The 22,648-nt window shown below is 69.5% G+C and carries 21 protein-coding genes; 12 read left to right on the plus strand and 9 right to left on the minus strand.

The genetic code is table 11. From position 1 onward, the window contains the following. The first annotated feature begins 1 nt into the window (after position 1). A complete protein-coding gene (locus O2L52_RS05870) occupies positions 2 to 262 on the plus strand; it encodes a hypothetical protein (protein ID WP_270114400.1) in 261 nt (86 codons plus the stop codon). 57 nt (positions 263 to 319) lie between these two features. Here the strand turns inward: O2L52_RS05870 and O2L52_RS05875 are convergent, their stop codons facing one another. From O2L52_RS05875 to gcvT, 6 genes are all read right to left on the minus strand, one after another. Then, positions 320 to 1,438, minus strand: a complete 1,119-nt coding sequence (locus O2L52_RS05875) for a Gfo/Idh/MocA family protein (RefSeq protein WP_270114401.1) — start codon at positions 1,436 to 1,438, stop codon at positions 320 to 322. Further along, on the minus strand, positions 1,435 to 2,793 hold the full coding sequence (locus tag O2L52_RS05880; RefSeq protein ID WP_270114402.1) for a mannitol dehydrogenase family protein: 1,359 nt from the start codon (positions 2,791 to 2,793) through the stop codon (positions 1,435 to 1,437). The genes O2L52_RS05875 and O2L52_RS05880 overlap by 4 nt, the downstream gene beginning before the upstream one ends. Further along, a complete protein-coding gene (locus tag O2L52_RS05885; RefSeq protein WP_270114403.1) occupies positions 2,781 to 4,073 on the minus strand; it encodes an enolase C-terminal domain-like protein in 1,293 nt (430 codons plus the stop codon). The genes O2L52_RS05880 and O2L52_RS05885 overlap by 13 nt, the downstream gene beginning before the upstream one ends. After that, a complete protein-coding gene (gene uxaC / locus O2L52_RS05890; protein WP_270114404.1) occupies positions 4,070 to 5,506 on the minus strand; it encodes a glucuronate isomerase in 1,437 nt (478 codons plus the stop codon). The genes O2L52_RS05885 and uxaC overlap by 4 nt, the downstream gene beginning before the upstream one ends. Positions 5,507 to 5,515: 9 nt before the next feature. Beyond that, positions 5,516 to 6,823 (minus strand): Gfo/Idh/MocA family oxidoreductase, encoded by a 1,308-nt coding sequence (locus O2L52_RS05895; protein ID WP_270114405.1) that lies wholly within the window; start codon positions 6,821 to 6,823, stop codon positions 5,516 to 5,518. A gap of 77 nt (positions 6,824 to 6,900) precedes the next feature. Next, entirely contained in the window at positions 6,901 to 7,983 is a 1,083-nt protein-coding gene (gcvT, locus tag O2L52_RS05900; RefSeq protein WP_270114406.1) for a glycine cleavage system aminomethyltransferase GcvT, read from the minus strand. A 117-nt stretch (positions 7,984 to 8,100) separates the two neighbouring features. Here gcvT and O2L52_RS05905 point away from each other — a divergent pair, with 117 nt between their 5' ends. Beyond that, positions 8,101 to 9,558 (plus strand): leucyl aminopeptidase, encoded by a 1,458-nt coding sequence (locus O2L52_RS05905; RefSeq protein WP_270114407.1) that lies wholly within the window; start codon positions 8,101 to 8,103, stop codon positions 9,556 to 9,558. Between the two features lie 131 nt (positions 9,559 to 9,689). Here the strand turns inward: O2L52_RS05905 and O2L52_RS05910 are convergent, their stop codons facing one another. After that, the gene (locus O2L52_RS05910) at positions 9,690 to 10,022 is read right to left on the minus strand and encodes an oxidoreductase (protein WP_270114408.1); all 333 of its coding nucleotides are present in this window, start codon (positions 10,020 to 10,022) and stop codon (positions 9,690 to 9,692) included. 217 nt (positions 10,023 to 10,239) lie between these two features. Here O2L52_RS05910 and lpdA point away from each other — a divergent pair, with 217 nt between their 5' ends. From lpdA to O2L52_RS05935, 5 genes are all read left to right on the plus strand, one after another. After that, positions 10,240 to 11,628, plus strand: a complete 1,389-nt coding sequence (gene lpdA, locus O2L52_RS05915; RefSeq protein WP_270114409.1) for a dihydrolipoyl dehydrogenase — start codon at positions 10,240 to 10,242, stop codon at positions 11,626 to 11,628. 27 nt (positions 11,629 to 11,655) lie between these two features. Further along, positions 11,656 to 13,401, plus strand: coding sequence for a 2-oxoglutarate dehydrogenase, E2 component, dihydrolipoamide succinyltransferase (gene sucB, locus O2L52_RS05920; RefSeq protein ID WP_270114410.1), 1,746 nt, complete (start codon positions 11,656 to 11,658; stop codon positions 13,399 to 13,401). Positions 13,402 to 13,591: 190 nt separating this feature from the next. Further along, positions 13,592 to 14,023: a hypothetical protein gene (locus tag O2L52_RS05925; protein WP_270114411.1), complete on the plus strand. Its 432-nt coding sequence runs from the start codon at positions 13,592 to 13,594 to the stop codon at positions 14,021 to 14,023. A 491-nt stretch (positions 14,024 to 14,514) separates the two neighbouring features. Next, positions 14,515 to 15,486 carry a phosphotransferase gene (locus O2L52_RS05930; protein ID WP_270114412.1) on the plus strand — a complete coding sequence of 324 codons (972 nt, stop codon included), beginning with the start codon at positions 14,515 to 14,517 and terminating at the stop codon, positions 15,484 to 15,486. Between the two features lie 71 nt (positions 15,487 to 15,557). Further along, positions 15,558 to 16,529 carry a phosphotransferase gene (locus O2L52_RS05935; RefSeq protein ID WP_270114413.1) on the plus strand — a complete coding sequence of 324 codons (972 nt, stop codon included), beginning with the start codon at positions 15,558 to 15,560 and terminating at the stop codon, positions 16,527 to 16,529. On the opposite strand, the gene O2L52_RS05940 is transcribed toward O2L52_RS05935, so the two are convergent. Next, positions 16,530 to 16,769 carry a hypothetical protein gene (locus O2L52_RS05940; RefSeq protein WP_270114414.1) on the minus strand — a complete coding sequence of 80 codons (240 nt, stop codon included), beginning with the start codon at positions 16,767 to 16,769 and terminating at the stop codon, positions 16,530 to 16,532. It lies immediately after the preceding gene. 153 nt (positions 16,770 to 16,922) lie between these two features. Between O2L52_RS05940 and O2L52_RS05945 the strand changes: the two genes are divergently transcribed. Both O2L52_RS05945 and O2L52_RS05950 read left to right on the plus strand, forming a co-directional pair. Then, on the plus strand, positions 16,923 to 17,738 hold the full coding sequence (locus O2L52_RS05945; RefSeq protein WP_270114415.1) for a class I SAM-dependent methyltransferase: 816 nt from the start codon (positions 16,923 to 16,925) through the stop codon (positions 17,736 to 17,738). A gap of 269 nt (positions 17,739 to 18,007) precedes the next feature. Further along, entirely contained in the window at positions 18,008 to 18,316 is a 309-nt protein-coding gene (locus O2L52_RS05950) for a hypothetical protein (RefSeq protein ID WP_270114416.1), read from the plus strand. 16 nt (positions 18,317 to 18,332) lie between these two features. Here the strand turns inward: O2L52_RS05950 and O2L52_RS05955 are convergent, their stop codons facing one another. After that, positions 18,333 to 18,857 (minus strand): acyl-CoA thioesterase, encoded by a 525-nt coding sequence (locus tag O2L52_RS05955; RefSeq protein ID WP_333490213.1) that lies wholly within the window; start codon positions 18,855 to 18,857, stop codon positions 18,333 to 18,335. A 125-nt stretch (positions 18,858 to 18,982) separates the two neighbouring features. Between O2L52_RS05955 and O2L52_RS05960 the strand changes: the two genes are divergently transcribed. The 3 genes from O2L52_RS05960 (at position 18,983) to O2L52_RS05970 (ending at position 22,361) form a co-directional block, all read left to right on the plus strand. After that, positions 18,983 to 19,723: a class I SAM-dependent DNA methyltransferase gene (locus O2L52_RS05960; RefSeq protein WP_270114417.1), complete on the plus strand. Its 741-nt coding sequence runs from the start codon at positions 18,983 to 18,985 to the stop codon at positions 19,721 to 19,723. Between the two features lie 277 nt (positions 19,724 to 20,000). Continuing rightward, positions 20,001 to 20,642 carry a flavin reductase family protein gene (locus O2L52_RS05965; RefSeq protein ID WP_270114418.1) on the plus strand — a complete coding sequence of 214 codons (642 nt, stop codon included), beginning with the start codon at positions 20,001 to 20,003 and terminating at the stop codon, positions 20,640 to 20,642. A gap of 75 nt (positions 20,643 to 20,717) precedes the next feature. Beyond that, positions 20,718 to 22,361: an FAD-binding dehydrogenase gene (locus tag O2L52_RS05970; protein WP_270114419.1), complete on the plus strand. Its 1,644-nt coding sequence runs from the start codon at positions 20,718 to 20,720 to the stop codon at positions 22,359 to 22,361. The last annotated feature ends 287 nt before the right edge of the window (positions 22,362 to 22,648 follow it).

Consider the following 22,648-nt stretch of genomic DNA (forward strand, 5'->3'; position numbering starts at 1 on the left):
GATGGAGAACCTTCGCTTCTACCTGAAGCTGAACGAGCACTACTCCCGCGACGATCCGAAGGCGATCATGCGCCGCTTCAGCGAGGGCGGGCGCTCGTTCGCGCAGGCGTACCGGTTCAACGGGCAGGGGTGGACCGCCACGGACTTCTTCGACAAGCACCGCCTGGGGCACAACGACGACGACTTCATCGAGGTGTCGCAGGAGGAGGCGGAGGACGCGATCGCCGCGAAGCTGCGCCGCATCGCCGAACGCGAGGGCTGAGCCCGGCCCCGACGAACGAGCGCCCGCGGACCTTCGGGTCCGCGGGCGCGCTCGCGTTCAGGCCCAGGGAAGGCCGAGCTCGCTGAAGAGCCTGCCCTGCTTCGCGGCGTCCTCGACGGCCTGGTCCGCTCCCTTGAGGATCGTCACCGGGTCGTCGCCGACGCGCTCGAGGTGCTCGGCGCCGATGAGGCGCGGGATCGGGTCGTTGAGGACGCGCTCGAGGACACCGGTGAAGGTCTTCGCGCGGCGCAGGCCCGAGATGAGCCCGACGCCCTTGTTGCGGTGCGCGAGCAGGTTGTCCAGGAGGTCGGTGCGGCCGTACTGCTTCGGCTCCGACTCGCCGGGCAGGAGCAGCCGGTCGGTCGGGTACTCGAACCAGGCCTCGCCCTTGGTGCCGCGCACGCGCACGTCGCCCTCGAGCTTCCGGTCCCCGCAGAGGGTGACCGCGACGGTGATCTGCACGCCGTTCTTGTTGGTGGCGCGCCACACCGCGGTGTCGTCGACCTCGATCTCCGCGCGGGTGCGCAGGCGCTCGAGCTCGATCGGGCCGTCGAGCGGCCAGTCCCCCGCCAGCGCGATGGCCTCCTGGGAGGCGTGCGCGAAGGGGTTGGCGAGCGCGCCGTCGGCGATGAGGGTGCCGTTGGCCTCGCGCTTTCCGGCCCACGGGGAGCGGCGGTAGTACGAGTCGGGGCGGCGCCAGGAGCCGGCGACGGAGACGGCTTCGACCTCGCCGAGGTCGCCGGCTTCGATGGCGTCGCGGAGGGCGTTGAACGCGTGCGAGCCGAGGGCCTGGAAGCCGACCTGGACGTTGCGGCCGGTCTCGGTCATGACCGCGTAGAGGTCGGCGTACTCGGCGAGGCTGGCGACGGGGGGCTTCTCGAGGTAGACGTCGGCGCCGTGGCGCATCGCGGCGCTGGCGATGGGCAGGTGGGTGGGGGGCGGGGTGGCGATGATGACGACGTCGGGGTCGGTGGCGTCGAGCATGGCGCGGTAGTCGTCGAAGACGGGGAGGTCGCCGATGGGGATGGCGCTGTCTTCGAAGATGTCGGCGGTGTCGCACAGGGCCACGAAGTCGAGTTCGCCGCTGCGGCGGCGGGGTTCGAGGTTGTGGCGGTGGTGCAGGCCGTATCCGTTGGCGCCCACGAGGGCGATGCGGGGCGTGCGGGTCTCGGTCACAAGTGCTCCAGGGTGGTGGCGACGCCGTGCCGGTCGAGTTCGCGCAGCCATTTGGCGGCGGCCCGGCGCAGCTGGTGGTTGTCGGCGACGGTTTCGGGGACGATCTGGTGGAGCCCGAGGATAGCGTCTATGCGGGCGGCGGGGTTGTCCCCGGCCGCGGTGAGGCTCTGGCGGATGGCGTCTTTGAGCGGGTCGTCGAGCGGCAGTTCGGTGCCGTTGTCGGACTTCCCCGCGCAGAAGCGGGTCCAGGCGGCGAGCGAGAGCGCGATCAGGTCGAGGTCGACGCGGGCTTCGGCGAGGTCGGCGATGGTGGCGAAGAGCCGCTGCGGGAGCTTCTGGGAGCCGTCCATGGCGATCTGGAGGCAGCGGTGCCTGATGCCGGGGTTGCGGAAGCGGTCGAGGACGCCTTCGCCGTATTCGACGGTGTCCTTGCCGTCGGGCGGGGTGAAGCTGGGGGCGATCTGCTCGGCGATGAGCCAGCGCGCGTAGGCCTCGGCGCCGGGGAGGGCGAGGGTGTCGCTGATCGTCTCGATGTCGGCGAGGGCGCCGAGGTAGGCGAGGGTGGAGTGGACGCCGTTGAGGGTGCGCAGTTTGAGGCGTTCCCAGCCGGCGACGTCGTGGGTGTAGGTGGCGTCCCAGCCGGGGCGGGGTCCGGCGAAGTCGTCTTCGATGACCCATTGGGTGAACGGTTCGGCTTCGACGGCGGCGAGGTCGGTGACGCCGAGTTCGAGTAGGGCGCGTTCGTAGGTGGCCTGGGTGGAGGCGGGGACGATGCGGTCGACCATCGAGGACGGGAAGGTGACGTGCTGTTCGGCCCAGGCCCTGGTGGCGGGGTCGAGGAGGGGTTCGACGGCGGCGCGGGTGGTCTTGCCGTTGTCGGGGAGGTTGTCGCAGCACAGGACGGTGAGGGGCGGGCCGCCTCGGGCGGCGCGCTTGGCGAGTCCGGCGGCGAGGAGGCCGGGGACGCCGGCGGGGTCGCGGTAGGCCTTCTCGGTGACGGTGAGGGTGACGACGTGGGTGGTCTCGGCGGCGACGAGGTCGACGGCGCGGTCGTGTTCGGAGGCGATGTGGACGGTGTCCACGATCGAGCCGACGACCCGCATGGAGGCCCCGTCGGGGCCGAGGGTGGCGACGGAGAAGAGGCCGTCCTGTTCGGCGAGGGCGTCGATGACGTCGCGCGAGCGCGGTGCGGCGACGGTGATGCCCCAGTCGGTGTCGTCGGTGTAGACGGCCTGGTGGGCGCGGTGGAAGGCGCCCGCGCCGAGGTGGAGGATGCCGGTCGTCTGGGGGCGGTCCCCGGGGACTCGGACGTCCCCGGGGAGCCGCTTCACGACCGAGTTGGTCAGGCGCTCCATGCGGGCCCGTTCGGGAACGAGAACTCGGCGATGGATTCGGCCTTGAGCGTCACGGAGTATCCGGGCTGGGTGGGCAGCCGGTAGCGGCCGTCCACCACGGTGACGGGGTCGGTGTAGTGCTCGTGCAGGTGGTCGACGTACTCGATCATGCGGCCCTCCAGGGTCTTCCCCACTCGAAGGTATTCGAACATGCCGAGGTGCTGCACGTATTCGCAAAGGCCGACGCCGCCGGAGTGCGGGCAGACGTCGACGCCGTGCTTGGCGGCCATGAGGAGGGTGGCGAGGACTTCGGGGATGCCGCCGACGCGGCAGGCGTCGATCTGGCAGACCTTGATGGCCTCGGCCTGGAGGAGCTGCTTGAAGATGACGCGGTTGGCGGCGACTTCGCCGGTGGCGACGCGGATCGGGGCGACGGCCTTGGCGATCTTGGCGTGGCCGAGGATGTCGTCGGGGTGGGTGGGCTCCTCGATCCAGTAGGGGTCGAAGGCCGCGAGGTGCTTCATGTTCTCGATGGCCTCGGGGACGGACCAGATCTGGTTGGCGTCCATCATGAGGAGGCGGTCGGGGCCGAGGACGTCGCGGATGATGCCGGCGCGGCGGACGTCGTCGGCGACGTCGGGCGAGCCCACTTTCATCTTGGCGGCGGTCCAGCCTTCGGCGACGGCCTGCTCGGTGAGGGCGCGGACCTTGTCGTCGGAGTAGCCGAGCCAGCCGACGGAGGTGGTGTACGCGGGGAAGCCGTCGTTCTGGAGGACCTTGAGGCGGTCCTCGTAGCCGATGCGGCCTTCGTCGAGGATCGCTTCGGCTTCGGCGGGGGTGAGCTCGTCCTCGATGTGCCGGTAGTCGATCTGGGCGGCGAGTTCGGCGGAGTCCATCTCGGCGAGGAGCTGCCACATGGGCTTGCCTTCGAGCTTGGCGCGCAGGTCCCAGACGGCGTTGACGATGGCGCCGACGGCCATGTGGGTGGCGCCCTTCTCGGGGCCGAGCCAGCGGATCTGCGGTTCCTGGATGATCGAGCGGGAGAACTCGACGGGGTTCGCGAAGATCTCCTCGACGGTCTTGCCCACGACCAGGTGCTTGAAGGCCTGCACGGCGGAGGCGACGATCTCGGTGCCGCGCCCGCCGGTGAAGGTGAAGCCGGTGCCGGTGGGGCCGCCGTCGGTGAACAGCTCGACGTAGCAGGCCGAGTAGTCGGCGCGGTTGATCGAGTCGGAGCCGTCGCCGGCGGTCGCGGTCGGGAACCGCACGTCGTGGACTTCGAGTCGTTCGATCCGGGTCACTGGGCTTCCAATCCATAGATCTTGCGGGGCTGGTTGTACGCGAGGTCGATGGCGACCTCGGCGGCTTCCTGCTCGGTCATCCGGTGCTCGGCGACGAGGCGGGCCAGGTAGGCGGCGTCGATGCGGCGGGCCACGTCGTGCCGGGCGGGGATGGAGCAGAACGCGCGGGTGTCGTCGACGAAGCCGGCGGTGTTGTAGAACCCGGCGGTCTCGTGCACCGCTTCCCTGAAGCGACGCATGCCTTCCGGCGAGTCGAGGAACCACCAGGGGGCGCCGATGAACACCGAGGCGTAGCCGCCGGCGAGCGGGGCGATCTCGCGGCTGAACACGGTCTCGTCCAGGGTGTAGAGGACGAGGCGGAAGCGCGGGTCGTTGCCGAACGCGTCGAGGAGCGGCTTGAGCGACTTCGTGTACTCGGTCGGGTTCGGGATGTCGCCGCCCACGTCGCGGCCCCAGCCGCGGTAGAGCCACTGGTTGTGGTTGCGGTTGGAGCCCGGGTGGAGCTGCATGACCAGGCCGTCGTCGACGCTCATGCGCGCGAACTCGGTGAGCATGAGCGCCGGGAAGCGCAGGATCTCGGTCTCGTCCGCTTCGCCCTTGAGCGCCTTGGCGTAGATCTCGGCGGCGGCCTTCGGGTCGTCCTCCGTGGCCGCGGTGAGGTTGCCGTGGTCGGTGCAGGTGGCCCCGGCGGCGATGAAGTCCTGGCGGCGCTGGCGCAGTGCCGCCAGGAACCCGTCGAAGGTGGACGTGTCCAGGCCGGTGATCTCGGCGAGGCGCTCGACGCGCTCGTGCCAGCCGGGCCAGCCGGGTTCGACCATGTTGTCGGGCCGGAACGTGGTGACGACCTTGCCGCCCTTGCCGCCCCACTGGCGGCCGCCCGCGGCGGGCATCCCGGCCAGCGCGGCATGCGGCTCCAGGGAGTCCACCGGGGACTCGGTGGTGGCGAGCACTTCGATGTTGAAGCGGTCGAACAGGGCCCGGGGCCGGTAGGCCGGTTCGGCCAGGCGCGCCGAGAGGTGGTCGTAGAACTCGTCGGCGGTGTCGGGGCCGAGTTCCTTGTAGATCCCGAAGACCTCCGCGAAGGTGTAGTCGAGCCACATCTTGGAGGGGGTGCCGCGGAACAGGCGGTAGTGCTCGGCGAAGCGGCGCCAGATCGTGCGCCCGTCCGCTTCGGAGGGCGTCTCGTCGATGGACGGGACGCCCATCTCGGCCGGGGTCACGCCCTGGCTGTAGAGCATCCGGGTCAGGTAGTGGTCGGGGACGACGAACAGCCGGGCCGGGTCGGGGAACGGCTGGTTCTCCGACATGAGGCGCGGGTCGACGTGCCCGTGGGGGCTGACCAGCGGCAGGTCGGCGGTGCGCTGGTGGATCTCGCGGGCGATGGCGCGCGTTCGCTCGTCGGCCGGGAACAGCCGGTCGGGGTTGAGGCTCATTGGGGTGTCCTACTTCAGGAGGTCGGCGACTTCGACCGGGAGTCCGGTCTCGATGGACGCGTTCGAGGCCAGGCCGGCGGCGAGGGCGTTCACACCGTCCTGCGCGTTGGCGGAGCGGTTGTGGGGATCGGTGTCGCCGTCGAAGAGGACGCCGAGCATGCGGGTGTCGCCGCCGCCGTGCCCGGCGCGGTTGTACTCGCCGAGGTCGATCTTGGTGGGCTTGGTCCAGAAGGGGTGGACGGTGAGCTCGTACCAGCCCTCCTCGGCGGCCGCGTCGGTGCCGTGGACGCTGGCGCCGTTGGGGCCCTTGAGCTTCGGGTTCACATGGTCGTTCTCGACGACGAGGAGTTCGAGGCGGCCCTGGGTGCCGTTGAAGTGCACCCGGTAGCCCTCCCAGGGGGAGTAGGCGGTGAGCCGGTAGGAGAGTGTGACGCCGGAGTCGTAGTCGATGAGGGCCATCATGTCGTCGTAGATGGTGACGCCTGGGGCGAACACGGACCGGTCGCGGATGTAGCCGTCCTCGTCCTCGGCGTCGAGGTACATCTCCTTGAGGCCGGGGCTGTCGGCCATGTGGAGCGCGAAGGGGTCGTCCGCGGCGAGTTCGGAGCCGTTGACGCGGTCGTAGCCGCGGTCGTGGCCGTTGCGCTTGCCGTTCTCGCCGTAGAAGGCGAGCTTGCCTTTCGCGAAGGCGCGCACGGGGGCCGCGTCGAGCCACCAGTTGACGAGGTCGAAGTGGTGGCCGGACTTGTGGACGAGCAGGCCGCCGGAGTGCTCGGCCTCGCGGTGCCAGCGGCGGAAGTAGTCCGCGCCGTGGCGGGTGTCGAGGAGCCAGTCGAAGCCGACGGAGGTGATCTCGCCGATCGCGCCGTCGCGCAGGAGCTCGGCGACCTTCTCGTGCAGCGGGTTGTAGCGGTAGTTGAAGGTGACGGTGACCGTGCCCTCCGACTTCGCCTCGGCCTCGAGGATCGCGGCCGCGTGCTCACCGGTGGTGGTCAGCGGCTTCTCGCAGATGACGTCCTTGCCGGCGGCGAGCGCGGCGAGGATGTACTCGTGGTGGGTGGCGTCGACCGAGGTGACGATGACGGTGTCGGGGTCGGTCTCGGCGAGGAGCTTGTCGAAGTCGGCCGCGTCGTAGGCGGCGGGGGCGGGGTGGCCGGCGGCTTCGATCGCTTCACGGTGGCGGGCGATGCGCTTGGGGTTGGTGTCCGCGAGGGCCACGAGGACGGCTTTGCCGCTCCGCTCGGTGATGGCCTTGCGGTACATCGTGGCGCGTGAACCGGTTCCCACGAGGGCATAGCGATGCGGCGTGCCAGGCATGTGACTCCTTCGTCGGCGAGTTTTGGTAAACGCTATCGGAGAAACTTGCCACAATCAAGAGCCGGATCTGGCAGGGCTTATTTCGGCGTGGCCTTCGTGAAGGGGGGCTTGACGACCCGAATTGGCAACCGGCGGCCACGCACATCGAGCTCAAGCTCGGCTCCCGGCTTGTACGACGCGTCGAGCAGCGCCAGCGCCACACCCTTCTTCAGGGTCGGCGCATGCGTCCCCGATGTGGTCTCCCCCACTACGTCGTCGCCGTCCATGACCGCCATGTGGGCGCGCGGCACGCCCTTGCCCGTCGCCTCGAGGCCCCACAGCCGCCGCTTCGGGCCCGCCGCGCGCTCCGCCTCCAGCGCGTCCTTGCCCCAGAACTCCGGCTTGTCCCAGCCGATCGCCCAGTTCAGGCGCGCCTGCACCGGGGTGATCTGGAGGCTCAGGTCCTGGCCGTGCAGCGGGTAGCCCATCTCCAGGCGCAGCGTGTCGCGCGCGCCGAGCCCGCACGGGGCCGCACCCGCGGCGAGGACGCCGTCCCACAGGTCCACCGCGGCCTCGTTCGGCACCACCAGCTCGAAACCGGTCTCGCCCGTGTAGCCCGAGCGGCAGACGATCACGTCCGCCTGGTTCACCAGGTGCTCGCGGAACGTCATGTACTCGTGGTCGTGCGGCAGCCCCAGGTACTCGAGGACGCGGGGCGACTCGGGCCCCTGCACCGCGATCACCGCGAACGCGCGGTGCACGTCGCGCACCTCGACCCCGTCGGGGGCGGCCTCGCTCAGGCGGCGCGCCACCTCGGCCGTGTTGGCGGCGTTGGGGATCAGGAAGACCTGCTCGTCCGAGAACCGGTACGCGATGAGGTCGTCGACCACGCCGCCGTCCTCATCGAGGCACAGCGTGTACTGCGCGCCGCCCGCGCCGATCCGGTCGAGGTCGTTCGCCAGGCACCGGTTCACGAACGCCGCCGCGCCCGGCCCGGTCACCCACACCTTGCCCAGGTGCGAGACGTCGAACACGCCCACCCCGGAGCGGACCGCCTGGTGCTCGGCGAGCACGCCGCTCGAGTACTGGATCGGCATGTTCCAGCCCGCGAATTCGGCGAACTTCGCGCCGTGGACCAGGTGGCGTTCGTGCAGGGGCGAGGTGAGCAGAGTCTCCGACATGGGACAGAGACTATCGCGGCCGTCCCAGTGACTAGGATCGGAGCATTTGGTCCCCACACCCGCGGCCACTCGATCGTCATGCCGATGGGCCGTGGACCACGACGCTAAGGATGCACCGTGACAGAACTGACCTCCGCCTCCGGCGACATCGCGGCCGCTGACGCCGAAGTGCTCGTCGTCGGCGTCTTCTCCGGCGAGGACGCCCCCGAGCTCCCCGGGAGCCTCGCGGGACTCGACGCCGCCTTCGGCGGACGCCTCGCCGAGCAGCTCGCGGTCCTCGGCAACACCGGCTCGGCGTCCTCGCTCACCCGCCTCCCCGCCCCCGACGGCCTGAACGCGAAGCTCGTCTACGCGGTCGGCCTCGGCGACGCGGACGACCTCGACGACGAGACGCTGCGCCGCGCCGCCGGCACCGCCGTGCGCGCCGCGTTCGGCAAGGCCAGCGCCGCCATCGCGTTCGAAGGCGACCCCGCGGCAACCGCGACCGGCGCCGTCCTCGCCGCCCACCGGTTCGCGGGCTACAAGACCGACGGCGGCGCCGACACCGCGCCCGCCGAGATCCGCGTCTACGGCGCGAGCGAAGCCGCCGTGGCGAAGGCCGCCGTGCTCGGCGAGAGCGTCGCCCTCGTCAAGGACTGGTCCGACACCCCCGCGAACCTCCTGCGCCCGCCCGGTTTCGCCGTCGAGATCGAGCAGGCCGCCCGCGCCGCCGGCATCGAAGTCGAGATCCTGGACGCCGCGGCGCTCACCGCCGGCGGGTACGGCGGCGTGCTCGCCGTCGGCGGCGGCTCCTCGGCCGAACCGCGACTGGTCCGCCTCTCCTACCGGCCCGAGGGCGCGACCAAGCACGTCGCGTTCGTCGGCAAGGGCATCACCTTCGACTCCGGCGGCATCAACATCAAGCCCGGCGCGGGCATGTGGGACATGAAGGGCGACATGGCCGGAGCCGCGGCCGTCGTCGGCGCGACCCTCGCCGCCGCGAGACTGGGCCTGGCCGTCGACGTCACGTGCACGGTGGCGCTGGCCGAGAACATGCTCTCGGGCTCCTCGTTCCGCCCGTCCGATGTGATCACCATCCGCGGCGGCACCACGGTGGAGGTCCTCAACACCGACGCCGAGGGGCGCCTGGTGCTGGCCGACGCGATCTCGCGTGCCCTCGAGGACGAGCCCGACGCGCTGTACGACGTGGCCACCCTCACCGGCGGCCAGCTCATCGCCCTGGGCCGGCGCACCATGGGCCTCATGGGCACCGACACCGAGACCGAGCGGCTGCGCCGCCTCGGCGAGGTCACCGGCGAGCACGGCTGGCCGATGCCGTTCCCCGAGGACATCGTGAAGCTCATGGAGTCGTCGATCGCCGACGTCTCGCAGTGCGCGACCGGCCTCAAGCGCGACGGCCACATGGTTCAGGGCGGCGTCTTCCTGTCGAAGTTCGTGCCCGAGGACCTGCCGTGGGCGCACCTCGACATCGCCGGCCCGGCCGACTCCGACTCGACCTACGGGTACATCGCGAAGGGCGCGACCGGGTTCCCGGTGCGGACCCTCGTGGCCGTGCTCGAGGAGTTCGCCGCGTAGCCGCACCGATGTGACACGAGAAGGGCCCGGCGCGAGCCGGGCCCTTCTCGTGTCCGCGAGCCCTCACCACCAAGTGGCGGGACAGTGCGGTGAATATTGCGGAATCGTTGCGCAAACGGCGGGGGAAATCGCTACTGGCGACGCTGCTGCTCGAGCTTGCGACGCGCGTCGAAATCCCGCTTACGCTGCGGATATCCGGTCTTGGCGACCTCGTACACCGGGGTGTTGTACTTGCGGCCCAGCGCGAACGCGCCCGCCGGGCCGTCGACGCGGCGGCGTGTCCACTCACCGTCGTGCGCGATGAGCATGACGGTCGTCTCAGTGACGGTGGTCTTCGGCTCGAGGTAGGCCTCGACGCCCGTCCGCGTCTTGATGAAATCGATCAGATGTCGCTGGTCAGTGTTGTCAGAGGCTCGGTCCAGCGTCCCCTTGCCCTGTTTCTTCTTCCGTCCGAACAAGCCCACGGCCGCTCCTCCCGCACCACTTGAGGCGTGATTTCCAAGCGTACACACGCGCCAGGACACCTGTGTCCAGCCGCACATGAACGGGACTTTCCGAATGCTCGCAGCAAGCGGTTGAATGGTGTTGCACACTCCAACCACCGGGTCTGGCCGATCACGAGTCGCCGCCGGTGGAAGGATGGGCTCCGAACCTAATGCATCGTTAAGTGTGGGGAGAGCAATGAGCGACCCGAACGCAGGATACGACGTCGTCATCCTGGGCGGCGGCAGCGGCGGCTACGCCTCGGCCTTCCGGGCGGCCGAGCTGGGGCTGTCGGTGGCCCTGATCGAGAAGGACAAGGTCGGCGGCACCTGTCTGCACCGCGGCTGCATCCCCACCAAGGCGCTGCTCCACGCCGGCGAGGTCGCCGACACGACCCGCGAGTCCGACCAGTTCGGCATCCTCGCCGAGTTCAAGGGCGTCGACATGGGCGCCGTCAAGAAGTACAAGGACGACGTCGTCGCCCGCCTGTACAAGGGCCTCCAGGGCCTGGTCAAGGCCCACAAGGTCGAGTTCATCAACGGCACCGGCAAGCTCGTCGGGCCGAACACGGTCGAGATCGACAACGGCCAGAAGGTGACCGGCCGCAACGTCATCCTCGCGACCGGCTCGTACTCCAAGACCCTCCCGGGCCTGGAGATCGACGGCGAGAAGATCATCGCCTCCGAGCACGCGCTCGAACTCACCGAGCTGCCGAACAAGGCCATCGTCATCGGCGGCGGCGTCATCGGCGTCGAGTTCGCCTCCGCCTGGAAGTCCCTGGGCGTCGAGGTCGAGATCATCGAAGGCCTCCCCCGCCTCATCGCGGCCGAGGACGCCGACTCGTCGAAGCAGCTCGAGCGGGCGTTCCGCAAGCGCGGCATCAAGTTCCACACCGGCAAGTTCTTCGAGAAGGTCGAGAAGACCGGCTCGGGCGTGCAGGTCACGATCCAGGGTGGCACGGTCGTCGAAGGCGACCTCGTGCTCGTCGCGGTCGGCCGCGGCCCCTCCACCGCGAACTGCGGCTACGAGGAGCAGGGCGTCAACATGGACCGGGGCTTCGTCCTGGTCGACGAGAACCTCCTGACCAACCTGCCGAACGTGTACGCCGTAGGCGACATCGTCCCCGGCATCCAGCTCGCGCACCGCGGCTTCGCGCAGGGCATCTTCGTGGCCGAGCACATCGCGGGCCTCGACCCGACCCCGATCGACGAGGCCGGCATCCCGCGCGTGACCTTCACCGAGCCCGAGGTGGCCTCGGTGGGGCTCAACGAGGACAAGGCGAAGGAGAAGTACGGCGCCGACAAGATCAAGTCGGTGTCCTTCAACCTCGCCGGGAACGGCAAGTCGATCATCCTCAAGACCCAAGGCTTCATCAAGCTCGTGTCGGTCGAGGACGGCCCGATCGTGGGTGTCCACATGGTCGGTTCGCGCATCTCCGAGCAGGTCGGCGAAGCGGAGCTGATCTTCAACTGGGAGGCTTACGCCGACGACGTGGCGAAGCTGATCCACATGCACCCCACTCAGAACGAGGCGATCGGCGAAGCGGCCATGCTGCTGGCCGGCAAGCCGCTGCACGTCCACGACTAATCCACAACCGCAGGAGTTGAACGAACGATGCCGACATCGGTAACGATGCCCGCTCTCGGTGAGTCGGTCACCGAGGGGACTGTCACCCAGTGGCTCAAGAAGGAAGGCGACACCGTCGAGGTCGACGAGCCGCTCCTTGAGGTCTCGACCGACAAGGTCGACACCGAGGTTCCTTCGCCGGTCGCGGGTGTGCTGCTGAAGATCGTGGTCCCCGAGGACACGGACGTCGAGGTCGGCGGCGAGCTGGCGATCATCGGCGACCCGTCCGAGGCCGCCGGGGACGCCCCCGCCGCTCCGGCTCCGGCCCAGGAGCCGCTGCCCGAGCCCGAGCCCGAGGCGAAGACCGAGGCTCCGGCCCCGGCTCCCGCCGCCGAGGCCCCGGCCGCTCCCTCCGCGGGTGCCGCCGAGGGGACCGAGGTCCTGCTCCCCGAGCTGGGCGAATCGGTCACCGAGGGCACGGTGACGTCGTGGCTCAAGGCCGTGGGCGACACCGTCGAGGTCGACGAGCCGCTGCTGGAGATCTCGACCGACAAGGTCGACACGGAGATCCCGTCCCCCGCCGCGGGGACGCTGCTGGAGATCCGGGTCGCCGAGGACGAGACCACCGAGGTCGGTTCCGTGCTGGCGATCATCGGCTCCGGCTCCGCTGCGGCCGCCGCACCGGCGCCCGCCGCCGAGCCGACCCCGGCCGTGAAGTCCGAACCTGAGCCGGAGCCCGCTCCCGCGAAGGCCGAAGGCACGCCGACCAGCCCGGCCCCGGCCGCGCCGGAGACCGCTCCCGCGCCCGCCGCGGCCCCGGCTGCGGCTCAGGCGCCTGCCGCAGCCCCGGCTCCCGCCGCGTCCAAGCCCTCGGGCTCGTACGTGACGCCGCTGGTGCGCAAGCTCGCCTCCGAGAACGGCGTGGACCTCTCCGAGGTCTCCGGTTCCGGTGTGGGCGGACGCATCCGCAAGGAGGACGTCCAGGCCGTCATCGACGCGAAGAAGGCACCGGAGCCCGCTCCGGCCGCCGCCGCTCCCGCCAAGGCCGCGGCTCCGGCCGAGGTCAGCCCGCTGCGCGGCCGCACCGAGAAGATGAGCCGCCTGCGTCAGGCCGCCGCCAAGGCGCTGCTGAACTCGATGCAGTCCACGGCGCAGCTGACGACGGTGCGCGAAGTGGACGTCACGAAGGTGGCGAAGCTCCGCGCGGCCAAGAAGGACGAGTTCCTCGCCCGCCACGGCGTGAAGCTCTCCTTCCTGCCGTTCTTCTCGATCGCCGCGATCGAGGCGCTCCAGCAGTACCCGGTCGTCAACGCCTCCATGAACATGGAGGAGAAGACGATCACCTACCCGGACGCCGAGCACGTGGGCTTCGCGGTGGACACGCCGAAGGGCCTCATCGTCCCGGTCGTCAAGAACGCCGGCGACCTGAACATCCCGGGCCTGGCCAAGCGGATCGCCGAGATCGCCAAGAAGGCCCGCGACGGCGGCCTGGCGCCCGACGACCTGTTCGGCGCCACCTTCACCATCACCAACACCGGTTCGGTGGGCGCGCTGTTCGACACGCCGATCGTCCCGCTCGGACAGTCCGCGATCCTCGGCACCGCCGCGATCGTCAAGCGTCCCCGCGTGATCAACGACCCTGAACTGGGCGAGGTCATCGCGGTGCGTTCGGTCATGCACCTGACGCTGAGCTACGACCACCGCCTCATCGACGGCGCCGACGCCGCCCGCTACCTCGAAGCGGTCACGAAGCGCATCGAAGAAGGCAACTTCGAACACCAGCTGGGCCTGTAAGGCGACTGAGCGACACCGGAAGGGGCGCGTCGGGATCAACCCGACGCGCCCCTGCTGCGTGCAAATGCCACAGTCCTGCATCTGCAGGCGGCCTCCACAAGTCGCGACGCCTACCCGTAACCGGCAAAGCGTGTCCTCGTTGTTCCTACAACCCACCTTTTGTGACCCCACGCGGAAGTTAGGAACTCGAATGTCGATCGAGTACAACGAACTCCTCGCCATGTTGATGGAGACACGCCCCGAATTCGCGACCGAACTGTACAACTGGACCGACGGCCCCGACCTTCCCGACTACGACGCCATCACCGTCTCCCGCAGGACACTCACCCTGCCCGAGCAGCCGAACCTCCTCCGCGTCTGCGTCGCGGCGGCCTACTCCAAAGGCGACGAGCGGGTCGTCGCCCTCCTGTTCGACGCCGTGCTGCAGCCCGATCCCGCGCAGGCCGAGTCGTGGCTCCGGTTCATGACGGACGCGCAGCGGGCACTGAGCTGCATGGTGGTCTTCGTCGTGCTGTGCCGCGACGCGAAGACCGCCGACTGGGCCCTCACCTACAGCGCCGTCGGCGACATCGGCTGCTATGTACTGCCGGTGGTGATTCCCTCCTTGCTCGCGAACGCATAGAATGAGACCCGGCCCACGCCCCCCGCCCCCCCCCCCCCCCCCCGGGCCCCCCCCCCCACCCCCCCCCGCCCGCCGGGCCCCCCCCCCCCCCCCCCCCCCCCCCCCCCCCCGCCGGCCCGCGCCGCTCGCATTCCCAGCGGTCGACAGCGATGCCGCCGCAACGCCTCCGCCTCTGTCGCACCCACATGGGACGCTTGAAAAACGGGGGGCCTTCCCGATGCCCGTTTTGCAGGCTGACGCCGGGACACTCCTAATCCCCCGGTCCACTGTCGGACTCGCGCGAGATCATCGCAGTCGGGGGGCCTTCCGAGTGTCCGATTTGAAGGCTGACGCCCGGACGCTCCCAATCCCCCAGGCCACTGTCAGACCCCCGAGAGACCATTGCAGTCGGGGGGCCTTCCAAGTGTCCGATTTGAAGGCTGACGCCGGAATCGCCCCACCTCCCGGCTAAACCCGTTGCGGCACCACCGGAGCCCGTCCACACTCAACCCATGTCCCGATTCGGACCCACGGTCCCCTACGATGCCACCGCCGTCCGCGCCACCTGGCCGACACTCCCCCGGTACGTCCAAGAGCGCATCATCGCCGAACTCGGCGGCAAGCCCGCCGACATCCGCATGGCCGGCGGCGGCTTCAGCAGCGGCTTCGCCGCCCGCGTCCGCGCCGAATCGGGCGCCGAGCTCTTCATCAAGGCCGCCGGGCCGGACAACTCCTTCGCGCTCGACGCCTTCCGCCAGGAAGCCCGCGTCAACGCCGCACTCCCCCAAGGTGTCCCGGCGCCGCGCCTCGAGTTCGCCGCCGATTTCGAGGACTGGACCGTCCTCGGCTTCGAAGCCGTCGACGGCCGCGCCCCGACCCTCCCGATGGACGCACGCGACCTCGACCTCATGCTCGACGCCTGGGCCGCGGCCGCCGCCGCCCTCACCCCCGCCCCGCAGGCGCTGCTCGACCTCGGCGTCAGCGCTCGCCCCGTCGACCACAAGCTGCGCCAGTTCGCGTTCGTCGCGGCCGGCGGCGTCGACCCGTTCCCGATCCCGGCCGCATTCGAAGGCCGCATCGACGAGCTCGCGGCGCTCGAACAGGGCATCGATGCCGCCCTCACCGCCGACTCCGTCATGCACTTCGACCTGCGCCCGGACAACATGATCGTCGGCGCCGAGCAGGCCTGGATCTGCGACTGGAACTGGGTGGAGGTCCACTCGACCTGGTTCGACACCGCGTGCTTCCTCATTGCGGCCCATGGCGACGGCCATGACGCCGACGCGCTCTTCTGGGCCCATCCGACCGCAGCGGGCGTCACCGCCGACGAGCTCGACACCGCACTCGTCTCGATCACCGGCTACTACCTCAGCCAGGCGGTCGATCCCCCGATCCCCGGCGTCTCGCCGCACCTCCGCGCCCACCAGCGCTGGAGCGGCCTCGCCGCCGCCGACTGGCTCGCCCAGCGACGAGGCTGGACGTGACCGGCCCGGGCTCCGAGCCGCAGGCAGCGACCACCACTGGAGCCCAGGATCGGACGGCGCCTCGCGCTGCCGTGCCCGCGACGGATTACGGCGTACCGCTCGACTACGCCGCCACCGCGATCCGGCCCGCGTACTCCACGCTGCCCGCGTCCGTACGCACCCGCGTCGCCGCCGAGCTGGGCGGCGAACCGGTCACCGTCGACATCGCAGGCGGCGGCTTCACCACCGGCTTCGCGGGCCGCCTCAAGGCCGCCTCGGGGACCGAGCTCTTCGTCAAAGCCGCAGGGCCGCACCCTGTCGAGGTCCACGGCCTCTACCGCGACGAAGCCCGCGTCACCGCCGCGCTCCCGCCGGAGATCGATGCCCCGGCCGTCCGGTTCCACGCCGACATCGACGGCTGGTCCGTCAGCGGATACGAAGCGCTCCAAGGCGAACCGCTGACGCTCCCGATGCGTCCCGAGACCCTCGACCGCATGCTCGAGACGTGGGCGAGGGCCGCGAGGGCGCTCAATCCGCCGCCGCCGGACCTCGTCGCGTGCGGGATCCGCCCCAAGACCGCCGAGAACCTCAGCTTCTTCCAGAACGTCGCCAACGGCAGTGCCGCACCGATCCCGCTGCCGCCGAAGCTCGACGGGCGCTGGGCCGAACTGGCGGCGATCGAGACCGGCATCGACCGCATCCTCGCCACCGACCAGGTGACCCACGGCGATCTGCGGCCCGACAACTTCTTCCTCGGCGAGGAGCGGGCCTGGATCTGCGACTGGTCCAAGCCCCGATACACGCCGCCCTGGGTTGACACGGTCAACGTGCTGATCATCGCGCACGGCGACGGCCACGACGCGGAGCACCGCTTCTGGTCCCACCCGACCTCCGACGGCGTCACCGGCGACGAGCTCGACACGATGCTGGCCGCGATCACCGGTGCGCTGCTCGACGGCTGGGAGGACGCGCCGAAGAGCATCGTCTCTCCCGCGATCCACGACCATATGCGCTGGGCGGCACTCGCGGCGGCCGACTGGCTCGCGCGGCGGCGCGGCTGGTGATCACTCCGCGGTGAACAGCTCCGACGCGCTCGAAACGAACGGGGCCCTGAACAGCCACGACTCGATGAGCGCATCGTCGGTGCACGCGGCGAAGCGCGCCCGCTCCTCGTCGCTGAGCCGCACGCCGTTCCCGTCGAGGAACGCCAGCACCGCCCTCACCAGCCTCGCCCGGGTCTCGACGCGGACCGTCTCGCGGCCCGCCGCGTGGGCTTCGGCGCGTTCAAGTGGCATGTTCCTCATGGACTCACGCTAAGCGGCAACAGGACCGAGCGCGGGAACTGCGAATCGTGTCGCTTGTCAGTTTCGCGACATTTGCGACATGGGCAATCCGGGGACTCCCAATATTCAGGAAGTTTCTCCCACATAATAGACTCGATTCGTTAAGGTCGCTGCATGGCGAAAGAGACTGCGACCTACATCCACGGTCACCACGAATCCGTACTGCGTTCCCACGCATGGCGAACGGCGGAGAACTCGGCGGCATACCTGCTGCCCGAACTGCGTTCGGACAGCACGATCCTCGACATCGGCTGCGGTCCAGGGACCATCTCGGCCGACTTCGCCGCGCTCGTCCCGGACGGCCATGTCACGGCGGTCGACTACGCACCGGCCATCGTGGAGCAGGCCGCGAAGGAAGCGGCGTCGCGGGGCGTCGCGAACATGACCTTCGAGGTGGCCGACGTCCACGGTCTCGAGTACGCCGACGACACGTTCGACGTGGTCCACGCCCACCAGGTGCTCCAGCATGTGGGCGACCCGGTCCAGGCCTTGAGAGAAATGCGGCGGGCGGCCAAGCCGGGTGGCGTGGTCGCGGTGCGCGACAGCGACTATCGGGCGTTCACCTGGTTCCCGGCTTCAGCGGGCCTGAGCAAATGGCTGGACTTGTATGAGGAGGTCGCCAGGGCAGGCGGAGGCGAGCCGGACGCCGGCCGCATGCTGAAAGCGTGGGCGCTGCGGGCCGGATTCGCTGAGAAGGCGGTCAAGGCCACCTCGACGACCTGGACCTTCAGCGACCAGCAGGAGCGGGACTGGTGGGGCGGCCTCTGGGCCGACCGGGCGCTGCACTCCGACTTCGCCAAGCAGGCCGTCGCGGGCGGGCATGCCGTTCAGGAAGAGCTGCAAGCCATCTCTGACGCGTGGAAGGCCTGGGGCGCGAACCCCGAGAGCTGGCTGATGATCCCGCATGGAGAACTCCTGGCGAGAGTCTGACCGCAGGGGCCGCTGCGCCCTGCGCCCTGCGCCCTGCGCCCTGCGCCCTGCGCCCTGCGCCCTGCGCCCTGCGCCCTGCGCCCTGCGCCCTGCGCCCTGCGCCAACCTGAGTATCCCAAAGCCGGTGGGGCGGAACGTTTCGTGTTCCGCCCCACCGGCTTCTACATCAGCCCGCATCACTCGAACAGTGAAACTGTCGGTGCCTGTATCTACACTTTCTGCAACGAGGCGTACTCGCCCCGACAACTGCACAACAACTGGAGGCACCGATGTCCGCACCCGAACTCGATCACCTCGCAGAATCCATAACCGCGCTCGCCGGCGCCCGCAAACGCATCCCGCTCAATCACCTGCTCCGCGAGACCGCGCTGAACATCCTCATCCTCGCGCGCATCGCGTCGAACCGCCTGGACGACCGACTCCGCCGCGAGGAGATCGAGTCCGCGACCGACCACCTCGTCACCCAGCTCCGCCACGCCGCTTGGGAACTGCCGGCCCCACTCCCGCCGGCACCGCCCTCGCCGCCGGACCCGTCACCGCCCCCGACCTCACCGCCGTCGCTACCGCCGACGCGCTGATCGAGACTGCCGCGGCTCACTTCACGGCATTGATGCGGGTCGCGGCGGTCCACTCCAGCAGCCACTCGGGCACCTGCAGGCCGGCCGGGAAGCCGCCGGCGAGCTTCTCCAGCTCCTCGTGCTCCACCGAGCCCCCGGACCGCTTGAGGAACCGAGTTCGTACGAAAGCCTGGGCGTACACCGTGTCGCCGACGCAGAAGGTCTGCTCGATGTACCCCCACCGCTCGTCGAACCCGAGCACCCGGGTCCGAAGCTGGAACATCTGCCACGGCCGCAACGACTTCCGGTAGGTGATGGTCTGCCCGGCCACTACCGGGTACCAGCCCTGCTCCTTCATCTTCGCCCAGAACCCGGATCGCATCATCAGGTCGATCCGGCCAAGGTCCATGATCGTCAAATATCGCCCATTAGTCATGTGCCCCAATGGATCGAGATCGTTCGGCATCACTCGGAAAGGAGTCGTGGCCGTATCCCACACCTGCAACGCCTCCCGACGACGCAAGCGCATCCACAGAAGGAGTAGCCGAAAGTAGAGGTTCATCAGAGCACCACCGAGAGTCCTGTAGGCATGCTGAGCCGGCAGAGAAAGTTACCCGACAGTAGCATAACGAAGCCGCAGGAAGAAATCCTTGGCCTGCAGACGTGCACCGCCGTTACCATCCGAAGATGATCGAACTCACCGACCACTTCAGCGGCCGAGCGGCGGCCACCTACGACCAGAGTTCATCCGAGATGTTCGCACCCGAGAAGGTCGACCCGGTCGTCGACGTCCTTGCCGAACTGGCGGGAACCGGCCGCGCACTCGAGTTCGCTTCCGGCACAGGCAGAATCGCCCTCCCACTCGCGGCTCGCGGTATCCCGGTCAGCGGCATCGACCTCTCGCCGGACATGACCGCCGAGCTGCGCGCCAAACCAGGCGGCCAGGACCTCGACATCACGATCGGCGACATCGCGTCCACCCGCATCGACGGCGACTTCCGCGTGGTCTACCTCGTGTTCAACACGATCGGCAACCTCACCTCACAGGACGCACAAGTCGCCTGCTTTGCGAACGCCGCGGCCCACCTCGAACCCGGCGGCTACTTCGTCATCGAAACCGGCGTGCCGAAACTCCGCGCCCTCCCACCGGGCCAGAACGCAGTGCCGTTCGCAGTCGGGCCACGCAATTTCGCCTTCGACCTCTACGACTGCGCGACCCAGCAGATGAGCTCCAACTACATCACCCTCAACGACGACGGCACCGCCCGCCAGAAGTCCATCCCGTTCCGCTACACCTGGCCCGCCGAACTCGACCTCATGGCCCGCCTCGCCGGCATGACCCTCCGCAACCGCTGGCAAGACTGGACCGCCACCCCCTTCACCCACGACAGCCAAACCCACATCTCCATCTGGCAAAAACCCGCCTGAGACTGCCGCTTCGGGAATAACAGCTCCAAGGTCCCTGCTGACGCATTCGGCTTTGAGACCGACCGAATGAACGGACCTGATCGAGCCATGAAATCGATCGACCACTTCGACTTCTCGACGCTCGACTGAGGATCGCGCCGTGGATTCGAATTATCCAGTCTCCTGAGTTCCGCTCCAGCATGAAGCGCTTCGGAAATGCGATGGCGATTTTCGGCCAGCACTTGTTGTGGCGGGCGGGTTGGGTTGGGGGTCGGAGCGATCTGGCTGGGAGGCCGTTGTGCATGTTCGTGCGGATCTCAAGGTGTTGTACTTCGGGACGCCGGTGGTGTTGATCGGTAGTCGGAACCCTGACGGGTCGGCGAATCTGGCGCCGATGTCGTCGGCGTGGTGGTTGGGGCAGTCGTGCATGCTCGGGATGGGGAGCCGGTCGCGGACGACGGCGAACCTGTTGCGGGAGCGCGAGTGCGTGTTGAACCTGGTGGCCTCCGATATGGCCGCCGCGGTTGATCGGCTCGCGCCGTTGACCGGGTCTGATCCGGTGCCGGAGGGCAAGCTCGCGAAGGGGTATCGGTTCGAAGCCGACAAGTTCGGGGCGGCCGGGTTGACCGAGCAGGAGTCGGAGCTCGTGCAGGCGCCGCGGGTCGCGGAGTGCCCGATTCAGTTGGAGTGCGTCGTGGAGGAGGCGCACGTGTTCGGCGGTACGGCCACGGCGTTCGAGGTGCGGGTGGTGCGGGCGCATGTCGAGGAGCGGCTCGTGATCCCGGGGACCGACTACATCGATCCGGTGGCGTGGGATCCGCTGATCATGAAGTTCTGCGAGTACTTCGGGGAGGGAGCGAACGTCGCGCCCTCGTCGCTCGCGTCCGCTTGGCGGATGCCGCATCAGCGGTTGCGTGAGGAGCGGGCTTCGGTGAGTTGACGGGTGTTCGCGGTACTGGCATATTGACGCTACGCGCCAGTAGGCGTTGTATCTGCTGCTGGGGAGGCGCGGGCGATGGACAGTGACGTCATCGTTGTCGGGGCGGGGTTGGCCGGGTTGGCCGCTGCTGCGGAGCTGGTCAGGCTTGGGAAGAGCGTGACCGTGCTGGAGCAGGAGGGCGAGCAGTCCCTTGGGGGGCAGGCGTTCTGGTCCTTCGGCGGGCTGTTCCTGGTGGATTCGCCGGAGCAGCGCCGGATGGGGATCAAGGATTCGCACGAGCTGGCGTGGCAGGACTGGCTCGGGACGGCCGGGTTCGACCGGCCCGAGGACGAGTGGCCCAGGCGCTGGGCCGAGGCGTACGTGGACTTCGCGGCCGGGGAGAAGCGGTCGTGGCTCCATGCCATGGGCGTGCGGTTCTTCCCGGTGGTCGGGTGGGCCGAGCGCGGGGGCTACACCGCGCAGGGACACGGGAACTCGGTGCCGCGCTTCCACATCACGTGGGGCACCGGTCCGGGGGTCGTGGAGCCGTTCGCGCGGCGGGTGCGGCAGGCCGAGGTCGACGGGAAGGTGCGGCTCAACTTCCGGCACCGGGTCGACCGGCTGACGGTGACCGACGGCGTCGTCACCGGGGTCTCCGGGACGCTCCTGTCCCCCGACGAGTCGGCCCGCGGGGTCGCGACCACGCGGGAGCCGCTGGGCGAGTTCGAGCTCAGTGCGGAAGCCGTCGTCGTCACGTCAGGCGGGATCGGCGGGAACTTCGACCTCGTGCGGCGGCACTGGCCGAAGCGGATGGGGGCGGCGCCGAAGCGGCTGATCTCGGGGGTGCCGGCGCATGTGGACGGCCGGATGCTCGGGATCGCCGAGGAGGCCGGGGCGAACCTCATCAACCGCGACCGGATGTGGCACTACACCGAGGGCATCGAGAACTGGGACCCGATCTGGCCCCACCACGGGATCCGGATCCTCCCCGGGCCCTCGTCGCTGTGGCTCGACGCCACCGGGAAGCGGCTGCCGGCGCCCCTGTTCCCCGGGTTCGACACCCTCGGGACGCTCGAGCACATCATGACGACGGGCCACGAGTACACGTGGTTCGTGCTCACCCAGAAGATCCTCGAGAAGGAGTTCGCGCTCTCCGGTTCCGAGCAGAACCCTGACCTGACGGGGAAGGACGTCAAGCTGCTGCTCAAGCGGGTGCTGCCGGGCGCGCCGGGTCCGGTGGAGGCGTTCAAGAAGCACGGTGCGGACTTCGCGGTCGCGGCCACGCTGCCGGAGCTGGTCGCGAAGATGAACGGCATCACCGGCGAGGGCCTGCTGGACTACGAGACGGTGCGGTCGGCGGTCGCGGCGCGGGACGCCGAGATGGACAACAAGTTCACGAAGGACCTGCAGGTCACCGCGTTGCGGGGAGCGAGGAACTACCGGGGCGACAAGCTCATCCGGGTCGCGTCCCCGCACAAGCTGCTGGATCCGAAGGCCGGGCCGCTCATCGGGGTGCGGCTGAACCTGTTGACGCGGAAGACCTTGGGCGGCTTGCAGACGGATCTGGACGGGCGGGTGCTGCGGGCGGACGGCTCGCCGCTGCCGGGGCTGTACGCGGCGGGCGAGGCGGCCGGGTTCGGCGGGGGCGGGATGCACGGGTACCGGTCGCTGGAGGGCACGTTCCTGGGCGGTTGCCTGTTCTCGGGAAGGCAGGCCGCGCGCGGCGTCGCTCGAACGTGACAGTGTGTGCCGGTTCGTCCCGGGCATGCCGGTTGTGATGTGGCAGTGGAGGTCTAAGGTGGTCGATAAGCGGCCTTCCTCACCCGCGAAACCGAGCACTCCTCGCCTACCGGGCGTGGTCCGCTAGCATCCAAGGTTCTGCGGGCGCCAGCCTTACCGCTCCTCAGCGGCGCTCGCCGAAGCCGATCGCAGGCCGCACGCCGCGGATCGGCACCTCACAACTCGTGGATGGTTGAGCATGAGCGACTTTCAGCACCCTGCCCCGCGCCACCAGGCCGGTCCCCCAG

The sequence above is a fragment of the Glycomyces algeriensis genome, from assembly GCF_027622855.1.
Taxonomy (GTDB): Bacteria; Actinomycetota; Actinomycetes; order Mycobacteriales; family Micromonosporaceae; genus Glycomyces; species Glycomyces algeriensis.

What these genes read in the sequence shown, in the direction of transcription:
- O2L52_RS05870 (WP_270114400.1), top strand. Translation starts at nt 2, where the DNA reads ATGGAGAACCTTCGCTTCTACCTGAAGCTGAACGAGCACTACTCCCGC.
- O2L52_RS05880 (WP_270114402.1), bottom strand. Translation starts at nt 2,793, where the DNA reads ATGGAGCGCCTGACCAACTCGGTCGTGAAGCGGCTCCCCGGGGACGTC.
- uxaC (WP_270114404.1), bottom strand. Translation starts at nt 5,506, where the DNA reads ATGAGCCTCAACCCCGACCGGCTGTTCCCGGCCGACGAGCGAACGCGC.
- O2L52_RS05895 (WP_270114405.1), bottom strand. Translation starts at nt 6,823, where the DNA reads ATGCCTGGCACGCCGCATCGCTATGCCCTCGTGGGAACCGGTTCACGC.
- gcvT (WP_270114406.1), bottom strand. Translation starts at nt 7,983, where the DNA reads ATGTCGGAGACTCTGCTCACCTCGCCCCTGCACGAACGCCACCTGGTC.
- lpdA (WP_270114409.1), top strand. Translation starts at nt 10,240, where the DNA reads ATGAGCGACCCGAACGCAGGATACGACGTCGTCATCCTGGGCGGCGGC.
- sucB (WP_270114410.1), top strand. Translation starts at nt 11,656, where the DNA reads ATGCCGACATCGGTAACGATGCCCGCTCTCGGTGAGTCGGTCACCGAG.
- O2L52_RS05925 (WP_270114411.1), top strand. Translation starts at nt 13,592, where the DNA reads ATGTCGATCGAGTACAACGAACTCCTCGCCATGTTGATGGAGACACGC.
- O2L52_RS05930 (WP_270114412.1), top strand. Translation starts at nt 14,515, where the DNA reads ATGTCCCGATTCGGACCCACGGTCCCCTACGATGCCACCGCCGTCCGC.
- O2L52_RS05940 (WP_270114414.1), bottom strand. Translation starts at nt 16,769, where the DNA reads ATGAGGAACATGCCACTTGAACGCGCCGAAGCCCACGCGGCGGGCCGC.
- O2L52_RS05945 (WP_270114415.1), top strand. Translation starts at nt 16,923, where the DNA reads ATGGCGAAAGAGACTGCGACCTACATCCACGGTCACCACGAATCCGTA.
- O2L52_RS05950 (WP_270114416.1), top strand. Translation starts at nt 18,008, where the DNA reads ATGTCCGCACCCGAACTCGATCACCTCGCAGAATCCATAACCGCGCTC.
- O2L52_RS05955 (WP_333490213.1), bottom strand. Translation starts at nt 18,857, where the DNA reads ATGAACCTCTACTTTCGGCTACTCCTTCTGTGGATGCGCTTGCGTCGT.
- O2L52_RS05960 (WP_270114417.1), top strand. Translation starts at nt 18,983, where the DNA reads ATGATCGAACTCACCGACCACTTCAGCGGCCGAGCGGCGGCCACCTAC.
- O2L52_RS05970 (WP_270114419.1), top strand. Translation starts at nt 20,718, where the DNA reads ATGGACAGTGACGTCATCGTTGTCGGGGCGGGGTTGGCCGGGTTGGCC.